19 protein-coding genes and 1 riboswitch are annotated in these 18422 nt (G+C 72.4%); of the genes, 9 read left to right on the top strand and 10 right to left on the bottom strand.

The annotated features are described in order from the left end of the window. Window positions 1-308 precede the first annotated feature (308 nt). Together CWIS_RS03180 and CWIS_RS03175 are read left to right on the top strand one after the other, a co-directional pair. Complete coding sequence (locus CWIS_RS03180) at window positions 309-668, top strand: PadR family transcriptional regulator (protein WP_048341777.1); 360 nt, start codon at window positions 309-311, stop codon at window positions 666-668. Beyond that, window positions 665-2032: a permease prefix domain 1-containing protein gene (locus CWIS_RS03175; protein ID WP_048341776.1), complete on the top strand. Its 1368-nt coding sequence runs from the start codon at window positions 665-667 to the stop codon at window positions 2030-2032. Before CWIS_RS03180 ends, CWIS_RS03175 begins: the two co-directional genes overlap by 4 nt. 24 nt (window positions 2033-2056) lie before the next feature. Here the strand turns inward: CWIS_RS03175 and CWIS_RS03170 are convergent, their stop codons facing one another. Next, on the bottom strand, window positions 2057-3460 hold the full coding sequence (locus tag CWIS_RS03170; RefSeq protein WP_197080747.1) for a DASS family sodium-coupled anion symporter: 1404 nt from the start codon (window positions 3458-3460) through the stop codon (window positions 2057-2059). 267 nt (window positions 3461-3727) lie between these two features. Here CWIS_RS03170 and CWIS_RS03165 point away from each other — a divergent pair, with 267 nt between their 5' ends. Both CWIS_RS03165 and CWIS_RS03160 read left to right on the top strand, forming a co-directional pair. Beyond that, window positions 3728-4855, top strand: a complete 1128-nt coding sequence (locus CWIS_RS03165) for a peptidoglycan-binding protein (protein WP_229747517.1) — start codon at window positions 3728-3730, stop codon at window positions 4853-4855. A gap of 58 nt (window positions 4856-4913) precedes the next feature. Next, entirely contained in the window at window positions 4914-5318 is a 405-nt protein-coding gene (locus CWIS_RS03160; protein ID WP_048341837.1) for a type II toxin-antitoxin system VapC family toxin, read from the top strand. 30 nt (window positions 5319-5348) lie between these two features. Here CWIS_RS03160 and CWIS_RS03155 read toward each other — a convergent pair whose 3' ends face one another. The 3 genes from CWIS_RS03155 to CWIS_RS03145 form a co-directional block, all read right to left on the bottom strand. Further along, window positions 5349-5726 (bottom strand): TraR/DksA C4-type zinc finger protein, encoded by a 378-nt coding sequence (locus tag CWIS_RS03155; RefSeq protein ID WP_048341774.1) that lies wholly within the window; start codon window positions 5724-5726, stop codon window positions 5349-5351. A 97-nt stretch (window positions 5727-5823) separates the two neighbouring features. Next, window positions 5824-6759 (bottom strand): VOC family protein, encoded by a 936-nt coding sequence (locus tag CWIS_RS03150; protein ID WP_048341773.1) that lies wholly within the window; start codon window positions 6757-6759, stop codon window positions 5824-5826. A 65-nt stretch (window positions 6760-6824) separates the two neighbouring features. Beyond that, a complete protein-coding gene (locus CWIS_RS03145; protein WP_048341836.1) occupies window positions 6825-7403 on the bottom strand; it encodes an NADPH-dependent F420 reductase in 579 nt (192 codons plus the stop codon). Window positions 7404-7516: 113 nt separating this feature from the next. On the opposite strand from CWIS_RS03145, the gene CWIS_RS03140 reads away from it, so the two are divergent. Next, on the top strand, window positions 7517-8197 hold the full coding sequence (locus CWIS_RS03140) for a MarR family winged helix-turn-helix transcriptional regulator (protein ID WP_082156169.1): 681 nt from the start codon (window positions 7517-7519) through the stop codon (window positions 8195-8197). Between the two features lie 70 nt (window positions 8198-8267). Continuing rightward, window positions 8268-10526, top strand: a complete 2259-nt coding sequence (locus CWIS_RS03135; protein WP_048341772.1) for a glycoside hydrolase family 3 C-terminal domain-containing protein — start codon at window positions 8268-8270, stop codon at window positions 10524-10526. 21 nt (window positions 10527-10547) lie between these two features. Here the strand turns inward: CWIS_RS03135 and CWIS_RS03130 are convergent, their stop codons facing one another. Next, window positions 10548-11168 (bottom strand): TetR/AcrR family transcriptional regulator, encoded by a 621-nt coding sequence (locus tag CWIS_RS03130; protein WP_048341771.1) that lies wholly within the window; start codon window positions 11166-11168, stop codon window positions 10548-10550. Window positions 11169-11282: 114 nt separating this feature from the next. Between CWIS_RS03130 and CWIS_RS03125 the strand changes: the two genes are divergently transcribed. Continuing rightward, a complete protein-coding gene (locus tag CWIS_RS03125; RefSeq protein WP_231583645.1) occupies window positions 11283-11639 on the top strand; it encodes a hypothetical protein in 357 nt (118 codons plus the stop codon). Between the two features lie 25 nt (window positions 11640-11664). Here CWIS_RS03125 and CWIS_RS03120 read toward each other — a convergent pair whose 3' ends face one another. Continuing rightward, a complete protein-coding gene (locus CWIS_RS03120; RefSeq protein ID WP_048341833.1) occupies window positions 11665-11979 on the bottom strand; it encodes a multidrug efflux SMR transporter in 315 nt (104 codons plus the stop codon). Window positions 11980-11988: 9 nt separating this feature from the next. After that, a riboswitch (guanidine-III (ykkC-III) riboswitch) is annotated at window positions 11989-12054 on the bottom strand. A gap of 177 nt (window positions 12055-12231) precedes the next feature. Here CWIS_RS03120 and CWIS_RS03115 point away from each other — a divergent pair. Both CWIS_RS03115 and CWIS_RS03110 read left to right on the top strand, forming a co-directional pair. Next, entirely contained in the window at window positions 12232-13524 is a 1293-nt protein-coding gene (locus CWIS_RS03115) for a hypothetical protein (RefSeq protein ID WP_197080746.1), read from the top strand. Next, entirely contained in the window at window positions 13521-14069 is a 549-nt protein-coding gene (locus CWIS_RS03110; protein WP_156186526.1) for a hypothetical protein, read from the top strand. Before CWIS_RS03115 ends, CWIS_RS03110 begins: the two co-directional genes overlap by 4 nt. Before the next feature lie 857 nt (window positions 14070-14926). On the opposite strand, the gene CWIS_RS03105 is transcribed toward CWIS_RS03110, so the two are convergent. The 4 genes from CWIS_RS03105 to CWIS_RS19185 form a co-directional block, all read right to left on the bottom strand. After that, window positions 14927-16510, bottom strand: coding sequence for a triacylglycerol lipase (locus CWIS_RS03105; RefSeq protein WP_048341832.1), 1584 nt, complete (start codon window positions 16508-16510; stop codon window positions 14927-14929). 107 nt (window positions 16511-16617) lie between these two features. Further along, on the bottom strand, window positions 16618-17412 hold the full coding sequence (locus tag CWIS_RS17400; RefSeq protein WP_053071514.1) for a universal stress protein: 795 nt from the start codon (window positions 17410-17412) through the stop codon (window positions 16618-16620). A gap of 111 nt (window positions 17413-17523) precedes the next feature. After that, window positions 17524-18009, bottom strand: coding sequence for a YbaK/EbsC family protein (locus CWIS_RS03095; protein WP_048341768.1), 486 nt, complete (start codon window positions 18007-18009; stop codon window positions 17524-17526). A 35-nt stretch (window positions 18010-18044) separates the two neighbouring features. Next, window positions 18045-18422, bottom strand: a 378-nt coding sequence (locus CWIS_RS19185) for a pirin-like C-terminal cupin domain-containing protein (RefSeq protein ID WP_304413433.1), incomplete at its 5' end; no start/stop codon positions are given.

Genomic DNA, 18422 nt, shown 5'->3' with positions numbered 1-18422 from the left:
CCAGCCGGACCGCGGTGATGTGCAGCGAGAGCCTCTGGTGGCGATGCCACCGTCGGCTCATCAGTGACGTGTGCGTCCTGCTGCACGACGTGCCGGTGCAGCACCTCGGTCATGACGGGCGCCTCACCGCGCACCTTCCGGCGGCGGGCGCGCGCGTGACCGCCCGCGGGCTCGTCTACGACCGGAGCCGCGACGACGACCGTCCTACCGCGACCCGAGAGCCGTCGCCGAACCGGTAGACCCCGCTGCACCGTACCTAGCGGTGCTAGGGTATGCACCCCTAGGAGATCAAGGTATAGGGGAGCGACGTGCGTATCGACAAGGACCTGGTCGCGGCGTCCGCCACCCCGCTGGTCCTGGGCATCCTCGCGGAGGGCGACCTGCACGGCTACGCGATCCTCAAGAGGGTCGCCGAGCTGTCCCAAGGCCGCATGCAGTGGACCGACGGGATGCTCTACCCGTTGCTCCACCGCCTCGAGCGCAACGGCTGGGTCAGCGCCCGGTGGGGCGTCTCCGACGCCGGGCGCAAGCGCAAGCACTACGCGCTGACCCCGTCCGGGCGGCAGGTCCTGGAGGAGCGGCAGGCACAGTGGGCGGTTGTCACGGACGCGCTGCACCAGGTGCTCAGCACGGTCCGCGGACCGGGCGCGGCGGGAGCCTGGGCGTGACCGAGGACGGGCGGCCGGGCGTCGAGCACCAGATCGACCAGTGGCGCGCGTGGGTGCTGCGGCGCGAGGCGATCACGACCGGCGACGCCGCCGAGCTCGAGGACAACCTGAGGGGCCGGATCGCTGACCTGCGGGCCGCAGGCCTGGACGACGACGAGGCGTTCCTCGTGGCGGTGCGGCGGATGGGCAACCTCGACGACGTCTCGCGGGAGTTCGCCCGCGCGCACTCTGAGCGACTCTGGAAGCAGCTCGTCCTCCCGCCGTCCCGGCCGTCGCGGGCCGACGGGCACTGGCGCGACCTGGGCGTGCTGATCGCCCTCGCCGTGGGCGCGGGGATCGCGGTGCGGTGGCTGCTCGTGCTCGAGGACGAAGGACGCTTCGCGCTCAACGTGGCGTTCGCCGTGCTGCCCTTTCTCGCGGCCTACTTCGCCTGGTCGCGCCGTCTGCCCGCGCGGGCCGCCGGCGCGTTGGCCGTGATGGCCGCCGCTCTGGCAGTGGTGGTGAACCTGTTCCCGTTCTTCGCCGACGAGCCCGGCGTCGGGCTGTCGACGACCGCGGTGCTGGCCGCGACGCACCTGCCGGTGCTCCTGTGGCTGCTGCTCGGCGTCGCTTACACAGGCGGCGCGTGGCGTGAGCACGCGCGTCGCATGGACTTCGTGCGCTTCACGGGCGAGCTCGTCGTCTACTTCACGCTCCTCGCGCTCGGTGGAGGACTGTTGACGGGGCTGCTGCTCGCCACGTTCGACGTCGTCGGCATCGACGCCGAGCCGTTCGTCCAGAGCTGGCTCCTGCCGTTCGCGGTGCCCGGGGCGTTGCTGGTGGCGGCCTGGCTCGTCGAGGCGAAGCAGAGCGTCGTGGAGAACATGGCGCCCGTCCTCACTCGCGTCTTCACACCGCTCACGCTCGGCCTGCTCGTCGCGGCACTCGTCGCGCTGCTGGCGGGCGGTCCGCTCACCGCGGTGGACCGGAGCCTGCTCGTCCTGATGGACGGGATCCTGCTGCTCGTGGTCGCGCTGCTGCTCTACGCGATCAGCGCGCGCGACCCCATCACGGCGGGCGGGCCGTTCGACTGGCTGCAGCTCGGCCTCGTCGTGACGGCCCTCGCCGTCGACGTCGTCGCACTGACGGCGATGGCGTCCCGGATCGCCGACGCGGGCTGGACCGCGAACAAGGCCGCGGCACTCGGGCTCAACGTGGTGCTGCTCGTGCACCTCGTGGGCACCGGCTGGCTGCTGTGGCGGTTCCTGCGTGCCCACGGCACGTTCGACGCGGTGGAACGCTGGCAGACCCGCTACCTGGTGGTCTACGCCGTGTGGGCTGCGATCGTCGTGCTGGTCTTCCCGCCCGCGTTCTCCTACGCGTGAACGGCTGGCGCGGCGGCTGCGATCTCAGGCACCGAGCACCCAGCGGGCGAGGGTCGTGACGGTCAGCGTCACGAGCACGATCGAGGAGACGCTGAGCGGGAAGCCCGCGCGCAGCATGTCCGGGACGCGCACGTAGCCCGACGAGTACGCGATCGCGTTCGGCGGCGTGGCCGCGGGCATCATGAACGTGCACCCCGCGGCGAGCGCGACGGGCGCGGCGAGGAGCAGCGGGCCGTAGCCGAGCGCGACGCCGACGCCGCTCATGATCGGCAGGAGCGTGGCCGCCGTCGCGGTGTTCGACATGAACTCGGTGAGCAGCACGGTCAGCGCGCACACCGCCGCGACCACGAGCACGGTCGGCAGCCCGTCGAGGCCGTGCGCGCGCTCGCCGATCCACACCGACAGGCCCGAGGCGGTGATCTGCGAGGCGAGTGCGAGCCCGCCGCCGAACAGCAGCAGGATGCCCCACGGGAGCTCGCGGGTGTCCGACCAGTCGAGCATGCGCCCGCCGCAGTCCGAGCCCGAGGGCAGCAGGAACAGCAGGATCGCGACGACGACGGCCACGACCTCGTCGGTCACGGGCGTGCCGGGCCAGACGAAGGGCAGCGCGATCCACGAGACGGCAGCGAGCGCGAACACCGCGATGACCCGATGCTGCGGGGGGCCCATGGGTCCGAGCCGCCGTAGCTCGGTGCGCACGACCTCGTCGTCCTCGCACAGAGGCGCCGGGTCGAACCTGAACACGACGCGCGTGAGCACGAGCCAGGCGAGCAGCAGGAACACGATCGACAGCGGCAGCCCGACGGCCATCCACTGCCCGAACCCGATCTCGACGCCGTAGGTCTCCGAGAGGTAGCCGACCAGCAGCGCGTTGGGCGGGCTCGCGATGATCGTGCCGAACGAGCCGATCGTCGCTGCGTACGCGATGCCGAGCATGAGCGCGGACGACAGGCGAGGGTCGACGCCGCCCCGTCCGCGTCCCAGCATGGCGAGCACCGAGATGCCGATCGGCAGCATCATCACCGCGGTGGCGGTGTTGGAGACCCACATGCTCAGCAGCGCGGTCGCGGTCATCATGCCCAGCACGAGCCGGCGCGGCGCGGTGCCGACGAGGCGCACGACCGTGAGCGCGATGCGCAGGTGCACGTCCCAGCGCTGCAGCGCGATCGCGAGGACGAACCCGCCGAGGAACAGGAAGATGACCTTGTTCGCGTAGGGCGCCGCCACGTCGTGCATGGTCGCGACGCCGGAGACGGGCAGGACGACGAGTGGCAGCAGGGCCGTGACGGGCAGCGGCAGCGCCTCGGTCATCCACCACACGCCCATGAGCACGAGCGTCGCCGCGGTCACGGCTCCGGCGTACTGCGGGGCACCGGCGGCCTCGGGCGCCATGTCCGGCACCACCCAGGCCGTGAGCGCGGCGAGCACGGGCCCGAGGACGAGGCCGAGGGTCGACCGGCTCGGACGGCGCAGCCGCTCGGCACGCGGGACGCCGCGCCCGCGCTCCCGATCAGCGGGTCGGTGCGCAGGTGCCGGAATGCTCGCGGTGCTGATGCCAGACTCCCTCGTCGTCGCAGGCGGGTGCGTCTTGCTGCTCGACGCTAGCCTCGCGGACCAGCCCGGCCGTGGGACCTTCGTGCGTCCTACCCGCACCGGGTGGGGCCGGCGACGAGGCGGACGTCGGACGATCGCCGCGTGAGTGCTGTCCGCGGACTTGTCGTCGCCGTCGTCGTCGCCTCCGCCGTGGCGGGCGTCTGGGGCTGCAGCGCGCAGTCGCCGGTCGCCCGGGCCGAGCAGGAGGTCCGGGCGAAGGAGCGGGCGCTGGCGGACGCCGAGGCGGCCGCCACGGACACCGCCGACGCGTTCTGCTCGGCCAGCGCCGACTACGTCGCCGCGCTCGACCGGTACGGCGACGTCCTGCACGACACGGTGCCGACGGTCGGGGACGTCACTGACGCGGGTCGGGACCTGGCCGAGCCCTCCGCCGCGGCGGTCGACGCCGGGAGGGCGGCGGTCGATGCGCGCGAGGCTGTCGGTGTGGCCCAGGCGGAGCTGGCCGACGCGTGGGACGCGCTCGCGAGTGCGCTGGCGACGGCCTCCAGCACGCCGCCACCGACTCCGAGCGCGCCTGCGACCACCGCACCGACGGCAGTCCCGCAGGCGACGGTCGCCCGCGTGGAGCAGGCAGAGGACGAGTTCGCGCAGATGCAGGCGGGGATCACGGACGAGACACCCATGACTGACGCGGCGGAGCAGTTCAACGCGGCGGCGGTGGCTCTCGAGACCGCCTGGCTCGAGCTCCTGGTGCAGTCGGGGTGCCTCCCCGAGGACGTCCAGGCCGACGCGCTCGCTGCGGCCGGCGCCTACACGACGGCGCTGCAGGAGGCGCTCGCGACCACCGGGTACTACACGCAGGACGTGGACGGGGTCTACGGGCCCGCGACCGTCGCGGCCGTCGAGTCGCTCCAGGCGGCGAACGGTCTCCCACAGACCGGCACGGTGGACAAGGCGACGGCCGCTGCGCTCCAGGCGACGGTCGACTCGCTCGGGAGCGCCGACGCCGAGCAGACGATGGTCAGCACGGCCGCCCTCCAGCAGACGCTCATGCTCGCGGGGTACTGGGACGGGCCGGTGGACGGTCAGTGGTCCGATGCCCTGACAGCCGCGCTCGGCAGCGCCCAGGAGGACCTGGGCGTGCCGGTGACGGGAGTCGTCGACGCGGCGACGGTCTCCGCGTTCCAGGACCGGATCGTGCGCGCTCAGGAGCAGGCGCCGACTGCGGCGCCGACGGTCGGTGTGCCGGGCGACGAACCGACGGGCTGAGCTCGCCCGTCGGGCCGACGATCGTCGTGAGTCGGACGTCCGTGGCACGCTGCGTGGCATGACCCGCTACGCGATCGACGCGGCCGTGGCGATCACGGTCGTCCGCGACGCGCTGACCGTCGCACCCGAGCACCAGCTCGTCGGACCGAACCTCCTGCGTTCGGACGCCCTGGCGCTGCTCTACGACGAGGTCCGGCGGGGCGTCCTGACCGAACCGGAGGGGCGACGGCTGCTGGAAGGGATCGCGAGCCTGCGCATCCGGCTCCTCGGTGACCGGGTGTCGCGTGCGACCGCGTGGCAGATCGCGGCGCGGCTCGGGTGGGCGCAGACGTACCGCGCCGAGTACCTCGCGGTCGCCCGACTGCAGGCCGACGCGCTCGTGACCACCGACCCCGAGCTCGTACGAGCCGCCGAGTCGGTCGTCCCGGTGGTCGGGCTCGACGCGCTCGTCGCCTCGCCCTGACCGGCCGAGCGGACCAGACGACGCGGCGGCTCAGCGGTCCCTGCGTCGCGTGGTGGACGGCGGCTGCGCGTGCTCGACGCACGTCGTCGCGGTCGGACGTGCCAGCAGCCGGGCGGGGTCGATGGGCTCTCCGCCGACGGCGCAGGTGCCGTACGTGCCCGCGGCGAGACGGTCGAGCGCCGCGTCGACCTCCGCGAGCCGGAGGCGCGCATCCGTGGCGAGTGCGTCGACCTGGGCGCGTTCGAACGCGATGGTCTGGCCCTCAGGGTCGTGCTCGTCGTCGATGTTGGTGCCCCAGGACGCCGCGACGAGGTCGGACTTGGTCGCGCCGAGCCCGGCCGCTCGCTCGACGGCTTCGGCGCGGAGCGCGAGCAACCGGGCCCGCACGTCCTCGACACCCTGGTCCATGCCCGCCACCTTCGCACGGGCATGTGCCCGGCGCAGGCATCGCTCTGCCGCCCGCCGCCGACGAACGCGCCCGGGACGATCGAGGCAGCGGACGGGCTCAGCGCGCGAGGACGTCCTCGGTCGTCGAGCCGGGCAGCGAGACCGTGACCTGCGTGTCCCACGGGTCGTGCGCGGTGATCGAGCGACCGTCGTCGGCGAAGACGACGCCACGCGAGCGCAGGCGCGCCGCGAGCGCGTCGAGGTCGTCCCGGCCCGGCACGGTCACCGCGACGTCGCCGAGGCCGAGCGTCGACGCCCGTGGCCCCGCACCCCGGCTGTTCCAGACGTTCATCGCGACGTGGTGGTGGTACCCGCCCGCCGAGGCGAAGAGCGCACCGGGGTACTCCTTCATGGTCGCCTCGAAGCCGAGCGCGTCGACGTAGAAGGACTCCGCGCGGGCGATGTCGCCGACCTGCAGGTGCACGTGCCCGACCCGACCGGCGAGCTCCGGCCCGGCGTCGAGCGCTTCCTGCGTCAGGTGACGACGCAGGAAGTCGTTCGGGTCGAGGAACGTCGTGTCCATGATGATCTGGCCGCGCGCGTGCAGCCACAGGCTGCGGTCCCGGTCGGTGTACAGCTCGATCCCGTTGCCCTCGGGGTCCGTGAAGTAGAACGCCTCGCTGACCGAGTGGTCGCTCGAGCCGACGAACCGGCTCAGCGGGTCCTGTGCGGCGCGGTAGACCGTCGCGGCGAGGCTCGCCTGGTCGTCGAAGAGGAATGCCGTGTGGAACAGCCCCGACGCCCGCGGGTCGACACCCGGCAGGTCCGGCGTGTGCACGAGCCGCATCATCGGCGTGGTCCCGCGGCCCAGCACCCGGTGCACCTGGCGCCCGCGGCTGCGCTCCTCGATGGGCTCCATCGCGAACGCGTCGGAGTAGTAGGTCGACATCCGCTCGAGGTCACCGACGTGCAGCGTGACCGCGTCCATCGACGTGTCGGGGTTGATGACCGAGTCGTCGCTCGTGGCGGCGGGCTGGTCGAGGGGCGTGGTCATGGTGCGGGACTCCTGGTGACGGGGCCGGCCGGGCCGTGGGGCCCGGCCGGACGGGTGGGGAGGGGTCAGCGGGCGACGGCGAAGCCGCCGGTCCACGGCAGCTTCTCGCCCACGGCGAGCGTGAGCTGCAGGAAGCCGATCGCCTCGAGCTCGTGGGCCCGCGCGAGCGAGCCGGCGTCGATGGCCTGCACGCCGCCCGCGACGAGCGCGTCGACCAGGGAGGCCTTGGCCGCGTCGCCGTCACCCGCGACGAGCACGGTCGTCGGCACACCGCCGAGGGTCTTGGCGGCGAGCGTCGCGGCGAAGTTGGTGTTGAAGGCCTTGAGCACGGTGCTCGAGGGCAGCTTGGCCTGGATCTGCGCCGCGGCCGACGAGCCGGCGGGCACGACGAGCGAGTCGAACGTCTCGAAGTTCAGAGGGTTGGTGATGTCGACGACCACCTTGCCCGCGAGCTGGTCGCCGTAGGCGTCCAGGAGGGAGTCGACGGCAGGGTAGGGCACCGCGAGGACGACGACGTCGCCGGTGAGCGGCGTGGTGCCGACCTCGTCGTGGGTGACGTACTTGACGGAGCTGCCGCCGTCGGCGAGGACGCCGCCGATCGACTTGCCCATGTTGCCGGTCCCGATGATGGAGAACGTGGTCACCGTCATGCTCCTTCTCTGCTCGGCCCCGGATCACGGACGCCGGTTGGTTGTATCTACAACTGAGACAGTAGACCACGATGGTTGTAGGTGCAAGTTGTTGGTACGCTGGCTGCATGAGCATCGCCGACCTGCGCCGCGCCGAGCGTTCCGACGTGCACCCCGAGCGCCAGGCGGAGGGGAGCGCCGACCTGCTCCGGCACGAGCGGGTCGCCGTCGCGCGTCTGCACGCGCTCCTCGAGCTCCTGCCCACCGCGCTCGACAAGCAGCTCGGACCGGTCGGCCTGACGTCCTTCGAGTTCAGCCTGCTCGAGGCGCTGCACGAGGCGGAGGCGTACCGCATGCGCCTGTCAGCCCTCGCCGGCCGGACGAACGCGACGCTGCCGCGGTTGTCCCGCGTGGTGACCGGGCTCGAGCGCAAGGGCCTCGTCGACCGCGCGCCGTGCGAGCAGGACGCGCGTGCGACGAACGCGGTCCTCACCGCCGCGGGGGAGCACGCCTACCTCGCCGCCCGACCGCTGTACGCCGACGCGGTGCGCACGATGATCCTGGACGGGCTGGACGACGAGGGAGTCGCGAGCCTCGCCGACCTGATGCTCGCGATCCTGCGGCGGCTCGACCCGGACGGGCGGCTCGCCGTGACCGCGTCGTCGGACTGCGCCGCCGACCCTGTCCCCGGTCCCGAGGGCTCCACGTGCGCCGCCGACCCGGCGACCGGCCCGGGGAGCGCCGAGTGCGCCGCGGACCCGGCTCCGGAGCCCGCACGCGCGGAGTGTGCCGCCGACCCCGTGTCCTGACGCATATCCCTACCGCGTGGTAGGGATGCGGCTAGGGTCGAGGGACGCTGCCGCTGGAGGAGGCCCGGGGATGACCGAGGTGTTCGACGTCGAACGAGTCCTGGCCGAGCTCACGCTCGAGGAGAAGGCGTCGCTGACGTCGGGCGCGGACTTCTGGCACCTGAAGGGCGTCGACCGCCTCGCCGTGCCGCAGATCATGGTCACCGACGGCCCCCACGGGGTCCGCAAGCAAGTGGCGTCCTCGGATCACCTCGGCCTCGGCGAGGCAGCGCCCGCCACGTGCTTCCCGACCGCGGCGGCACTCGGCTCGTCCTGGGACGTCGACCTCGTCCGACGCGTCGGCCAGGCGCTCGGCCGCGAGACGCGGGCCCACGAGGTCGCGGTCCTGCTCGGCCCGGGCGTCAACATCAAGCGCACCCCGTTGTGCGGTCGCAACTTCGAGTACGTCTCCGAGGACCCTGTCGTCTCGGGCGAGATCGGCGCGGCCCTCGTCGACGGCATCCAGTCGCAGGGCGTCGGAACGTCGCTCAAGCACTACGCGGCCAACAACCAGGAGACCGACCGCATGCGCGTCTCGGCCGACGTCGACGAGCGCACGCTGCGCGAGATCTACCTTCCGGCGTTCGAGCGCGTGGTCACGCAGTCTCAGCCCTGGACCGTGATGTGCGCCTACAACAAGGTCAACGGCACGTTCGCGTCCGAGCACGACTGGCTCCTCACGCACGTGCTGCGCGACGAGTGGGGCTTCGAGGGCCTCGTCGTCTCGGACTGGGGTGCCGTGCACGACCGCGTCGCGTCGCTCGCCGCAGGGCTCGACCTGCAGATGCCGGCGTCCGGTCCGCGTCCCGACGAGGAGGTCGTGGCCGCCGTGCGCGAGGGTCGGCTCGCACCCGACGTGCTCGACCAGGCCGTGCGCCGCGTGCTCCGCCTGGTGGCGCGCTCCCTCCCGGCGCTCGCCGAGCCGGGCGACGTCGACGTCGACGCGCACCACGCGCTCGCCCGCGAGGCCGCCGCGGCGGGCTCGGTGCTGCTCAAGAACGACTCCGTCGACGGCGCCGCGCTGCTGCCGCTCACAGGCGGCGACGTGCTCGTCGTCGGCGAGCTCGCCCGGACGCCGCGGTACCAAGGTGCGGGGTCGTCGCTCGTGAACCCGACCCGGCTCGACGACGCGCTGACGTCCCTGCGCGACCGCCTGGGGGACGTGGCGTTCCAGCCGGGGTTCACGCTCGAGGACGAGGGCGACGACCCGGCACTGCTCGACGCGGCCGTCACGGCTGCCCGGAGCGCGTCCACGGTCGTCGCCTTCCTCGGTCTGCCCCCGCAGGACGAGTCCGAGGGCTACGACCGGCCCCGGCTCGGGCTCCCGGACAACCAGGTCGCGCTGCTGCACGCGCTCGCCGCGGTCACCCCGCGCGTCGTCGTCGTGCTCGCGAACGGGTCGGCCGTCGACATGCCGTGGCGCGACGACGCGGCCGCGATCCTCGAGACGTGGCTCGCGGGCCAGGCCGGCGGTTCGGCGGTGGCGGACCTGCTGACCGGAGCGGCGGAACCCTCCGGTCGGCTCACCGAGACGATCCCGCTGCGCCTCGAGGACACCCCCGCGTTCGGGAGCTTCCCCGGCGAGCACGGACACGTCCGGTACGGCGAGGGGATCCTGGTCGGCTACCGGTGGTACGACACGCGGCTGCTCGAGGTCGCCTACCCGTTCGGGCACGGGCTGGGCTACACCACGTTCGGCTACGACGAGATCGCGGCGGAGGTCTCGGGCGTGGGGCCGGACGTCACGGTCGGTGTGCGGGTGCGTGTCACGAACCTCGGCGACCGCGCCGGCGCGGAGGTCGTCCAGGTCTACGTGCGCGACCCGCAGGCGAGCGTGGTGCGTCCCGTGCGTGAGCTCAAGGCGTTCGCCAAGGTGGCCCTCGAGCCAGGCCGGTCGCGGACGCTCACCTTCGAGCTCGCGGCGCGCGACCTGGCGTACTGGCACGCCGGGCAGCGTCGGTGGGTCGTCGAGGGCGGGTCGTTCGTCGTCGAGGTCGGGGCGTCGTCGCGCGACGTGCGGGGCGCCGTCGAGGTCGAGGTCGAGGGTGAGCCGCTGTGGGGCGAGCTCACCGAGATGTCCACGATCGCCGAGTGGCTCGAGCACCCGGTCGGGTCGGTGCTCCTCGCGCCGCTGCTCGAGCCGCCGCCGGGCGAGCCGGGGTTGGACGAGCTGGATGCGACGACGCTCGCGATGATGCTGCAGATGCCGGCGCGCGCGATCGTCGACTTCGGGTTCGCGCCCGTCGACCTCGAGGGGCTCGCCGCGCTCGTCGCGCGCGCGAACGCCTGAGCGCCGTCCGGAGCGCTCGGGTCAGGCGAGGAACGCCAGGTACTCCGCGCGCACCTCGGCGGCCATGTCCACGCGGTCGGCGGGGGAGTCGGCACCCAGGAGCCACTGCACCTGCAGACCGTCCATGACGGCGACGAGCCGACGCGCCGCCGAGGCCGGGTCGACGCCGGCGCGCAGGGTCCCGGCCGCCCGGTGCTGCTCGAACACAGCCGTCGTGGTCGTGAGCACCTCGGCGTAGCGACGCTCGAAGTACGCGTGCGCGGGGTGGGTCGGCGCCGTCGCCTCGGCCGAGAGCGTCGCGAAGAGCTCCACGATCCCGGGACGTGCCGCGTTGCGCTCGACGACCCGCACGAGCGCCTCGAGGTAGTCGACCCCCTGCGCGAGGTCGACCTGCATCGCGGCGTCGTCGACGTCGTCCCGACGCTGCAGCACCGCCTCCAGCAGGGCGGCCTTGCTCGGGAAGTGGTGCAGGAGACCCGGGTGCGAGATGCCGACGCGTGCCGCGATCTCGCGCAGAGACGCGGTGTGGTACCCGACCTCTCCGAACAGCACGAGCGCGGTCTCCAGGATTTCCTCGCGCGTGGCGCGGCCTCGCGCGTAGCCGCGGCGCGGGTCGGCGGGGCCACCGTCCTGGAGGGTCATGGCCCCAAGGATCGCACCGAGGTGGCGCCCCGCCGACCATGGGCCGCCTCCTGTCGCACGGACGTCGCTCGTCCGGGGGAGCGACTCGAACACGTGTGCGAGTACAGTGAGGGCGTGGACGACAGCACGCCGGCGGGCCGGCCGGAGACCCTGGGACCGCGCTCGGCGCCGCGCGCACCGCGCCGCGAGGTCGCGAACCGTGAGGCGCCCGCGCGGATCCCCGTGCGGCCGCAGGGGGACATCCCCGTGATCGTCCGTGTGGTCTGGCTCGACGGCACCGAGGAGTGGCGGCCGGCTCGCGCAGTCCGCTGGACGGCGGAGCACGTCATGGTCGCGTGGCGGGACGAGCCCGGCGACCCGCGGTCCGAGCGGCACGAGTGGTTGCGCGCGGGCGACGTGGCGCGGTCTGTGAGCTGGTTCGTCGGCCCGCCTCAGGCTCCCCGGCAGGTCCCACGCGCGGCGACGGCCTGACGCGGTCGGCTCGTGGGTTGGGCGGTCAGTGGACGAGCTTGAGCCCGACGACGCACGCGACGATGCCGAGGACCAGCAGCAGACGCACCGCGCTCACCGGCTCGGCGCCGCTCAGCATCGCCCAGCCGACGGTCAGGGACGCACCCACCCCGACCCACACGGCGTAGGCCGTCCCGACGGGCAGCGTGCGCATCGCATACCCGAGCCCGCCCATGCTGGCCGCGAGCGCGACCACGAACACGAGGGAAGGCACGAGGCGGTGCAGGCCCTCCGAGCGACCGAGTGCGGTCGCCCAGACGGCCTCGAGGACTCCGGACAGGATGAGGACGAGCCAGGCCATCATGTGCTCCATGCGGCCGTCTTGTCGCTGTCCGGGTACGGCACCCTCGTCCGGGAGCCCGGCGTCGGGCTCTGCGATCAGGGTCTCACACGAGCGCGGTGCCGGCGGCGCGTCGGTGCGCTCGTCGCCCCAGTCGGTCGTTGCTCGTGGGTGTAGGGCGGCCGGCCTGTGGTCTTCGTGTGGGCGGGTGTGCGGTCGTGCTCGATCAGGGGCGGAGCGGTGACGGGACGCGCGTCCCGGCGAGTGTCAGTTGTGGACAAACTGGTCATCTGGGGTGCGGGTTGCGGTTTACTTCGTCGTCGTCACACAGACCAGCACACAGGGGGAACTGGTATGTGTCTGCCCATTGCACACCTGTCAGCGGTAGCGTTCACCGCTGTACTTCTCGTCGCGGGAGCGCAAGCGCCCAGCGAACCAACCGACGGCCCGACCCCGGCGCAAGCCACCCAGCTCGCGGAGTACCTGCCCGAGATTGAACCGTCAACCGAACTTGACGGTCCGGTCCTCGTCGCCGGGCACGTGCAGGACGCCAGTGCTGGTGTCCCCGTCATCGCGACCGCATGGCCGTCGCCCGCCGAACTCGGAGACCTCAAAGTCGGCGACACGGTCGAGCTCGTCACCATCGCGAAGACCCTGACCGACACAGACGGCAACTACGAACTCGTGGCAGACCCCGCCGCAGTCAAGGACGTCGTGGGAACCGCGAAGAAGGTCGTGAACTTCGACGTCACCGCGCCGACCAGTAAGGACGCCACAGCCACCACCGGTGCGTCAGCCGTCCTGTCCGTCGCTACTGTGGCCGCCACCAGCGACGAGGTGCTCGTCGAGGGTGACATCGACATCGTCGCCTCCGAGCCCGAACTGATCGGTGAGGTGACCACCAGCTCCGCCGACCCGGACACCAACCCGGACGCCGAACCGGCGTCGTGCGGCGGCGCGATGCTCGTCGCCCGGTACGACGACCGGCCAACGATCATCGGGTCGTCCTTCTCCACGACGTCAAAGGTCACGACCGACTTCCAGTACCAGAGGGGAGCGGAGTCGTCCCTGGGGTACGCGACGAGCTTCACAGGCAAGTCCGGGACGTTCAAGAACGCAGGTACGCGCGCGGTTTCCTCCTCGTCCGGTACGGACTACGACACCAAGAAGGGTGCGCACAAGACGATCTACAAGAAGTACCAGGACTACGGCAAGTTCCGGTACTGCTTCATGTCCCCCGGGAGGCTTCCCGTCATCCAGTACCAAGTGGCTCCCATCGGGGTTCCGAACGGCTCATATACGGCCACAGCAACCTCCACGCCCACCGCGTCGTACTGCGTCCCGTACGCCAACGCGTCGGTCTACATCGAAAGGACGAAGGCGCAGTACTGGTCCTCCGGTGTCACCCTCGAAGGCCTCATCGGTATGAACCTGTCCGCGCAGACCGGATGGAGCTCGCAGACAAAGCTGTACATCAAGCGCACCTCAGGGACGTCGTTCCGCCTGTGCGGGACGAACAACGAACCCGAGCAGACCAACTCCGGTCGCCTGATCGCCAAGTCGTGAACATCCCGCAACGCCTCACACCGACGCTGGTAGCGGCTCTTGCAGTCGCTACCAGCGTCGGGTGCACCGCGCACGCCCCACGGCAAGGGTCGCTTGAAGTAGGAGGCGACGGGGAGTTCACCGTGTGCTCCGCCCCTGTCATGGACGGGCCGCGGGCGCTCGGGTCAGCGTTCGCAACCAACACCGGGTCGGACGACATCACCATCACAGCGGTTGAGCCGGTAGACGTTGCAGGATTCGACGTCGGGCCCGCGTACGCGATCCTCGAGAACAGCAGCGGCAACTGGTACGCCGTCGGTGGCGCGATCCCACCAGCGGACGACGACGCCACGTCACAGCTCGCGTGGGACCGTCGGGTCGACGTAGAAGACGTCGTCATCGCGCCAGGTGAGACCTGGCAGATCATCCAGAGCATGCGGATCACGTCGCTGGACGACGCGCACGTCAAAGCGCTGAAGATCACGTACACCGAAGACGGGTCCGAACGGGTCGCGCAGAACACCACCCAGGTCGGCGTCGAAGGGCACGGACCGCCGTGCAGGTGAGCCCGCCACCGGACGGCTCGAACGGCCTCTACGTCACTCGGGCCCGCCCCGCGGGCCTGTCCGCGAGCACCGGGCGTGTGCCGTCACGGGACGAGCCAGCGTGAGTGCGGGCTCGTGGCAGCGGGCGACCGGTAGTTCAGGTGGGCGAGGGCTTCGCGCTTGGTGACGCGGGTCGCTATCCAGGACCAGAGCGCGCCGACGCACTCCGGGGCCTCGGGGTCTCGGTTGGCGACGCGCACGACCCGGACGGAACCGTCGGTCGTCTCGTAGCAGCCGGGGTCGACTCGGCGGAGCGTGCGCGAACGCGATGCGTCACGGATGTCGTCGGCGAGCAGTGGTAGCCCGACGATGTGAATGCTGCGTTGGCCGAGGGGCGCCGCAGGTGCACAACGGGGACAGCCCGCCACCCTCCGCTAACGTCCGAGTATGCCCCCGAGCCGCCGAGACCTCACCTGCCTGGAAGCGCTGTACGACGCCCCCGCCGGGGCGAACGCACTCACCGTGCTGGACCAAGCCGGGCTCGCAACAGCGCCTGCTCGTCTGGGCGGACAACACCGGCGGTGGGAACATCCACCAGTTCCTACGCAGCGACGACGCATGGATCGACGGGCACACCCTGACCCTCGAAGAAGCAGCCGGAGCAGCCAAGGTGCTGCACGACGACGAGCTGGTGGAAGCGCGGATCATGGGCGCGTGGGGGCGGGACGTCGTACGGGCGGACATCTGGATGCTCCCTGCAGGGCGGGCTCCGCAGATGCATACCGAACCAACCGCGGAGCAGACAGCGGCATCGACATGCGCGGCACCAGCGTGGTCGACAACTAGCGAGCGGCCCGCGCGAAGGAGCGGAGGGATCATCAGTGGGGTACGCCGGCAGGCAGGGTCGAGCGGCCCTGGACCTCGATGGTCACGGCCGCGGCGTCGCCGAGCAGCCGCCGGGCGTTCTCCGGCAGGCGCACGCATGCCCGCCAGATGCCCTCGGCCACCTCCTCGTCCTTCAGGGGTGCGTCCGTGGCAGGGTCGGGAGTCCAGTCGCGCAGCGGGACCTTGAGCTCCGAGCCCCAGCGGGCCCAGGTGCGAGGTGGGGCGCCCTCGCTCAGCTGGATGTCGACCACGAGCACGTCGGCCCAGTCCTCGGCCTGCTCGAGGTGGTCGAGGAAGGACAGCAGGCCACCCTTGGCGCGCAGCGACAGCAGGCGCAGGCGCAGGACGTGCCGCATCGTCTCCATCGGAGCCGCGTCGTTGTTCGGGTCGGGGGGACGCGTTGCCTTCGACGACAGGTAGGTGCGGACGATGGGCACCGGCCGTACGTCCGTCCCGCCGGCAGGGCGCTCGATCTGGATCGGGCACAGGTGCGCGGTGCTGCGCTCGTGCAGCACCACGGGCAGGCCGCGGATCGACATCTGCGTCTCGAGCTGCCACACGGTCTCGTCGTCCGGGCTGCCCCACGGGTGCAGGCCGGTGAGGTCGGCCGAGACCTGGAGGTCGCCGAAGAGGAACCGGCGTAGGTTCTGGTAGCCCTCCTCGGAGTTGACGATGCCGAACCGGCCCGAGTGGCTGCGGTGCACGTACGAGCACGGCGCACCCTCGAGGAACGCGTTCTCGATCTGCACCAGACCGTCGCTGCGCGGCCCGACCGCGCGCGAGGACAAGCCGAGCGCGGCGGCGTAGTCCGTCGAGTTGGTGCCGACGAGGCAGAAGAACCGTTCGGAGGGGAAGCCACCCGCCGGGAGGCGGGTCGCGGAGAACTCGTCGGTCAGGGCGACGCCGGTGGGCGTCAGGAACTCGCGCATCCGCCGCGGACCGAACATGTCCGCGCCCTGGATCCCGAGCGTGTCGCGCACCTTCTCGAGCAACCCGAAGCCGACCGCGAACTCGATGCCGCCGTGCGGCGTCGCGTACGTGAACACGCGGTCGACGAACGCCGCTGCGGCGTCGAGCGACCCGCCGACCCGCTCCGCGTCGGGGATGACGCGCTGCAGCATGCTGCGCACGACGAGCCCGCCCATCGAGTGCGCGACGAGGAACACGCGCGGCGCGCCGGTCTGCTCGCGCACGAGCCTGACGAGGTCGAACAGGCTCTGCGCCGCGCGTTCGATGCTGAACGTCGCGGGGTCCTGCGTCAGGTGGGGTGCGAACTCGTCGTAGAAGCGGTGCACCCAGATCGTCGCCGCGGGCACGGTGCCGTGCTGCTGACGCCGCAGGTACGCCTCCTGGTCGCCCTGCACCAGCAGCTGGTACTCGTGGTCGATCATCAGGCGCAGCAGAGGGCTCTCGAACTGGTGGAACAGCGGCCGGTTGTCCCCGTCGACGCGAGCCTGGACGGACCCCTCGTTGAAGCCGTAGAACGGGTCGTCGACCGCCTTGTCGATCCCTGAGGGGCCGCCCGCGTAACCGCGCACGTAGATGACGGGCAGCCGCCCGTCCCCGGGGTAGCTCATCGCCGCCTCCTCGTCGGGACGCCGTTCGGCGTCACCTCGAAGGATGTCGTGCAGACCCACGTGATACCAGGATGAAGCGCAGATCCCGGACGTCCGGTGGGGGTCGCTCAGACCACGTCGTCGCGCACCACGAGCACGGGACAGGCGGCGAGGCGCGCGACACGCCTGCCGACGAGGTGGCGCCGCCCGCGCAGGCGACGGGCGCCGACGACGACGAGCCCGGCGGCCCGCGACGCGTCGACCAGTGCCCGCACGGGGTCGCCGTCGGCGAGGATCGTGCGGACCGTGATCGAGGGATACGTCTCGGCGAGGTCGGCGGCGACGTCCAGGGCGGTCGCCCGCCCGTCGGTGCCGTGGCCGGCGCGGCGGGCGTGCAGCACGTGCAGCGGCGCCGAACGGCGCAGCGCCTCGCGGGCGGCGAGTCCCGCCGCGAACCACGAGCCCGGCGTCTCGTCGACCCCCACGACGACGGCACCGCTTCGGCCGAGGTCGCCGCGGACCAGGGCCACCGGGCAGCGAGCACGCCACGACAGCGCCGTGCTGACCGTGAGCGCCGGCGACTGGTCGGTGCTCGTCCCGGCGACGAGCAGCTGCGCGTCCCGGCTGTACTCCGTGAGCGTCGGCACCGTCGATCCCTGGAGCAGCACGGCGGCCACGTCGAGGTCAGGGTGCGCGCGCGAGACCTCGCGGCACACCACCCGCAGGTCGTCGGCGGCCGACGCGACGTCGGGCGCGACGGCAGGCGCACCCGCCCACGTCCACGGGCCGACGGTGGGTGCCACCACGTGCGCCACGACGAGCCGCGCACGCCGCGTCACGGCTGCGTCGACGCCCCAGCGCAGTGTCGCGGCGCTGCGGTCGCTGCCGTCGAGTGCGACGACCACGGGTCCGTCGGTCCGCATCGCGTCACCTCGTCCTGATCGTCCGTCCTGACACCACCAGCATGACCCGTGCGAGAGGCCGTCGAGCGGCACGAAGGTCCCGCAGGCCGGACGCGGGTCGGGGGCGCCGGGTCAGCTCGTGACCGGGTGCACCGCGCCGCCCGTGACCCGCACGAGCTCCTCGAACGTCGTCGGGAACACCGTGTGCGGCGTCCCGCCCGCGGCCCAGATCTGCGCGTACTGCGCGAGCGACTCGTCGACGACGGTCTCCAGCGGCGCCGGGTGACCGAGCGGAGCGACGCCGCCGATCGCCTGACCCGTGGCGGACCGCACCTGCTCGGGCGTGGCGCGCTCGAGCGACGAGCGTCCGAGCCGCCGCGCGAGCGCCGCGGTGTCGACCCGGTGCCGACCGCTCGTCAGCACCAGCAGGGCGCGCCCGTCCGCCCAGAACACCAGGCTGTTCGCGATCTGCCCGACGAGGCAACCGAGCGCCGCAGCGGCCTCCGCGGCCGTGCGCGCCGAGTCGGGCAGCTCGACGACGTCGCCCACCACCCCGGCGTCCTCGAGCGCCCGAGCGACGACCTGGGACCGGGCGGGCAGCGAAGGTGTCGACGTCACGGCGTCATCCTGCCGCACGTCGTGCGTACGACGTGTCACCCGTCCTCTCGTGGTGTCGGCGGCGCGGCGGTCGGCGCGGCGGTCGGCTCTGAGGGGCGCCGGCGAGGCTTGAGCCGCACGTGGGGGAGGTCGGGCGCGGGGATCCGCTCGTCGCCGTGACCTGCGACCACGCCGAACCGCTCGGCCCGCGACGGCGACTCCCAGTCCGCGCGAGCCTCGGCGACCTGCGCGTGGTCGCGGCCGACGAAGTTCCACCACATGACGAGGTCGTGCGCGAACGGCTCGCCGCCGATCACGAGGACGCGCGCACCGTCGTCGGACTCGAGTCTGACGTCCGGGCGGCCGTCACCCAGGAAGAGCAGCGGCCCCGGCCCGCACGGCTCGCCCGCGACCCGCGCCGCGCCGCGCAGGAC

It is taken from the genome of Cellulomonas sp. A375-1 (assembly GCF_001040865.1).
GTDB classification, from domain to species: domain Bacteria; phylum Actinomycetota; class Actinomycetes; order Actinomycetales; family Cellulomonadaceae; genus Cellulomonas; species Cellulomonas gelida.
Note: the sequence above shows the minus strand (reverse complement) of the source record. Positions and strands in the feature narration are given on the sequence as shown.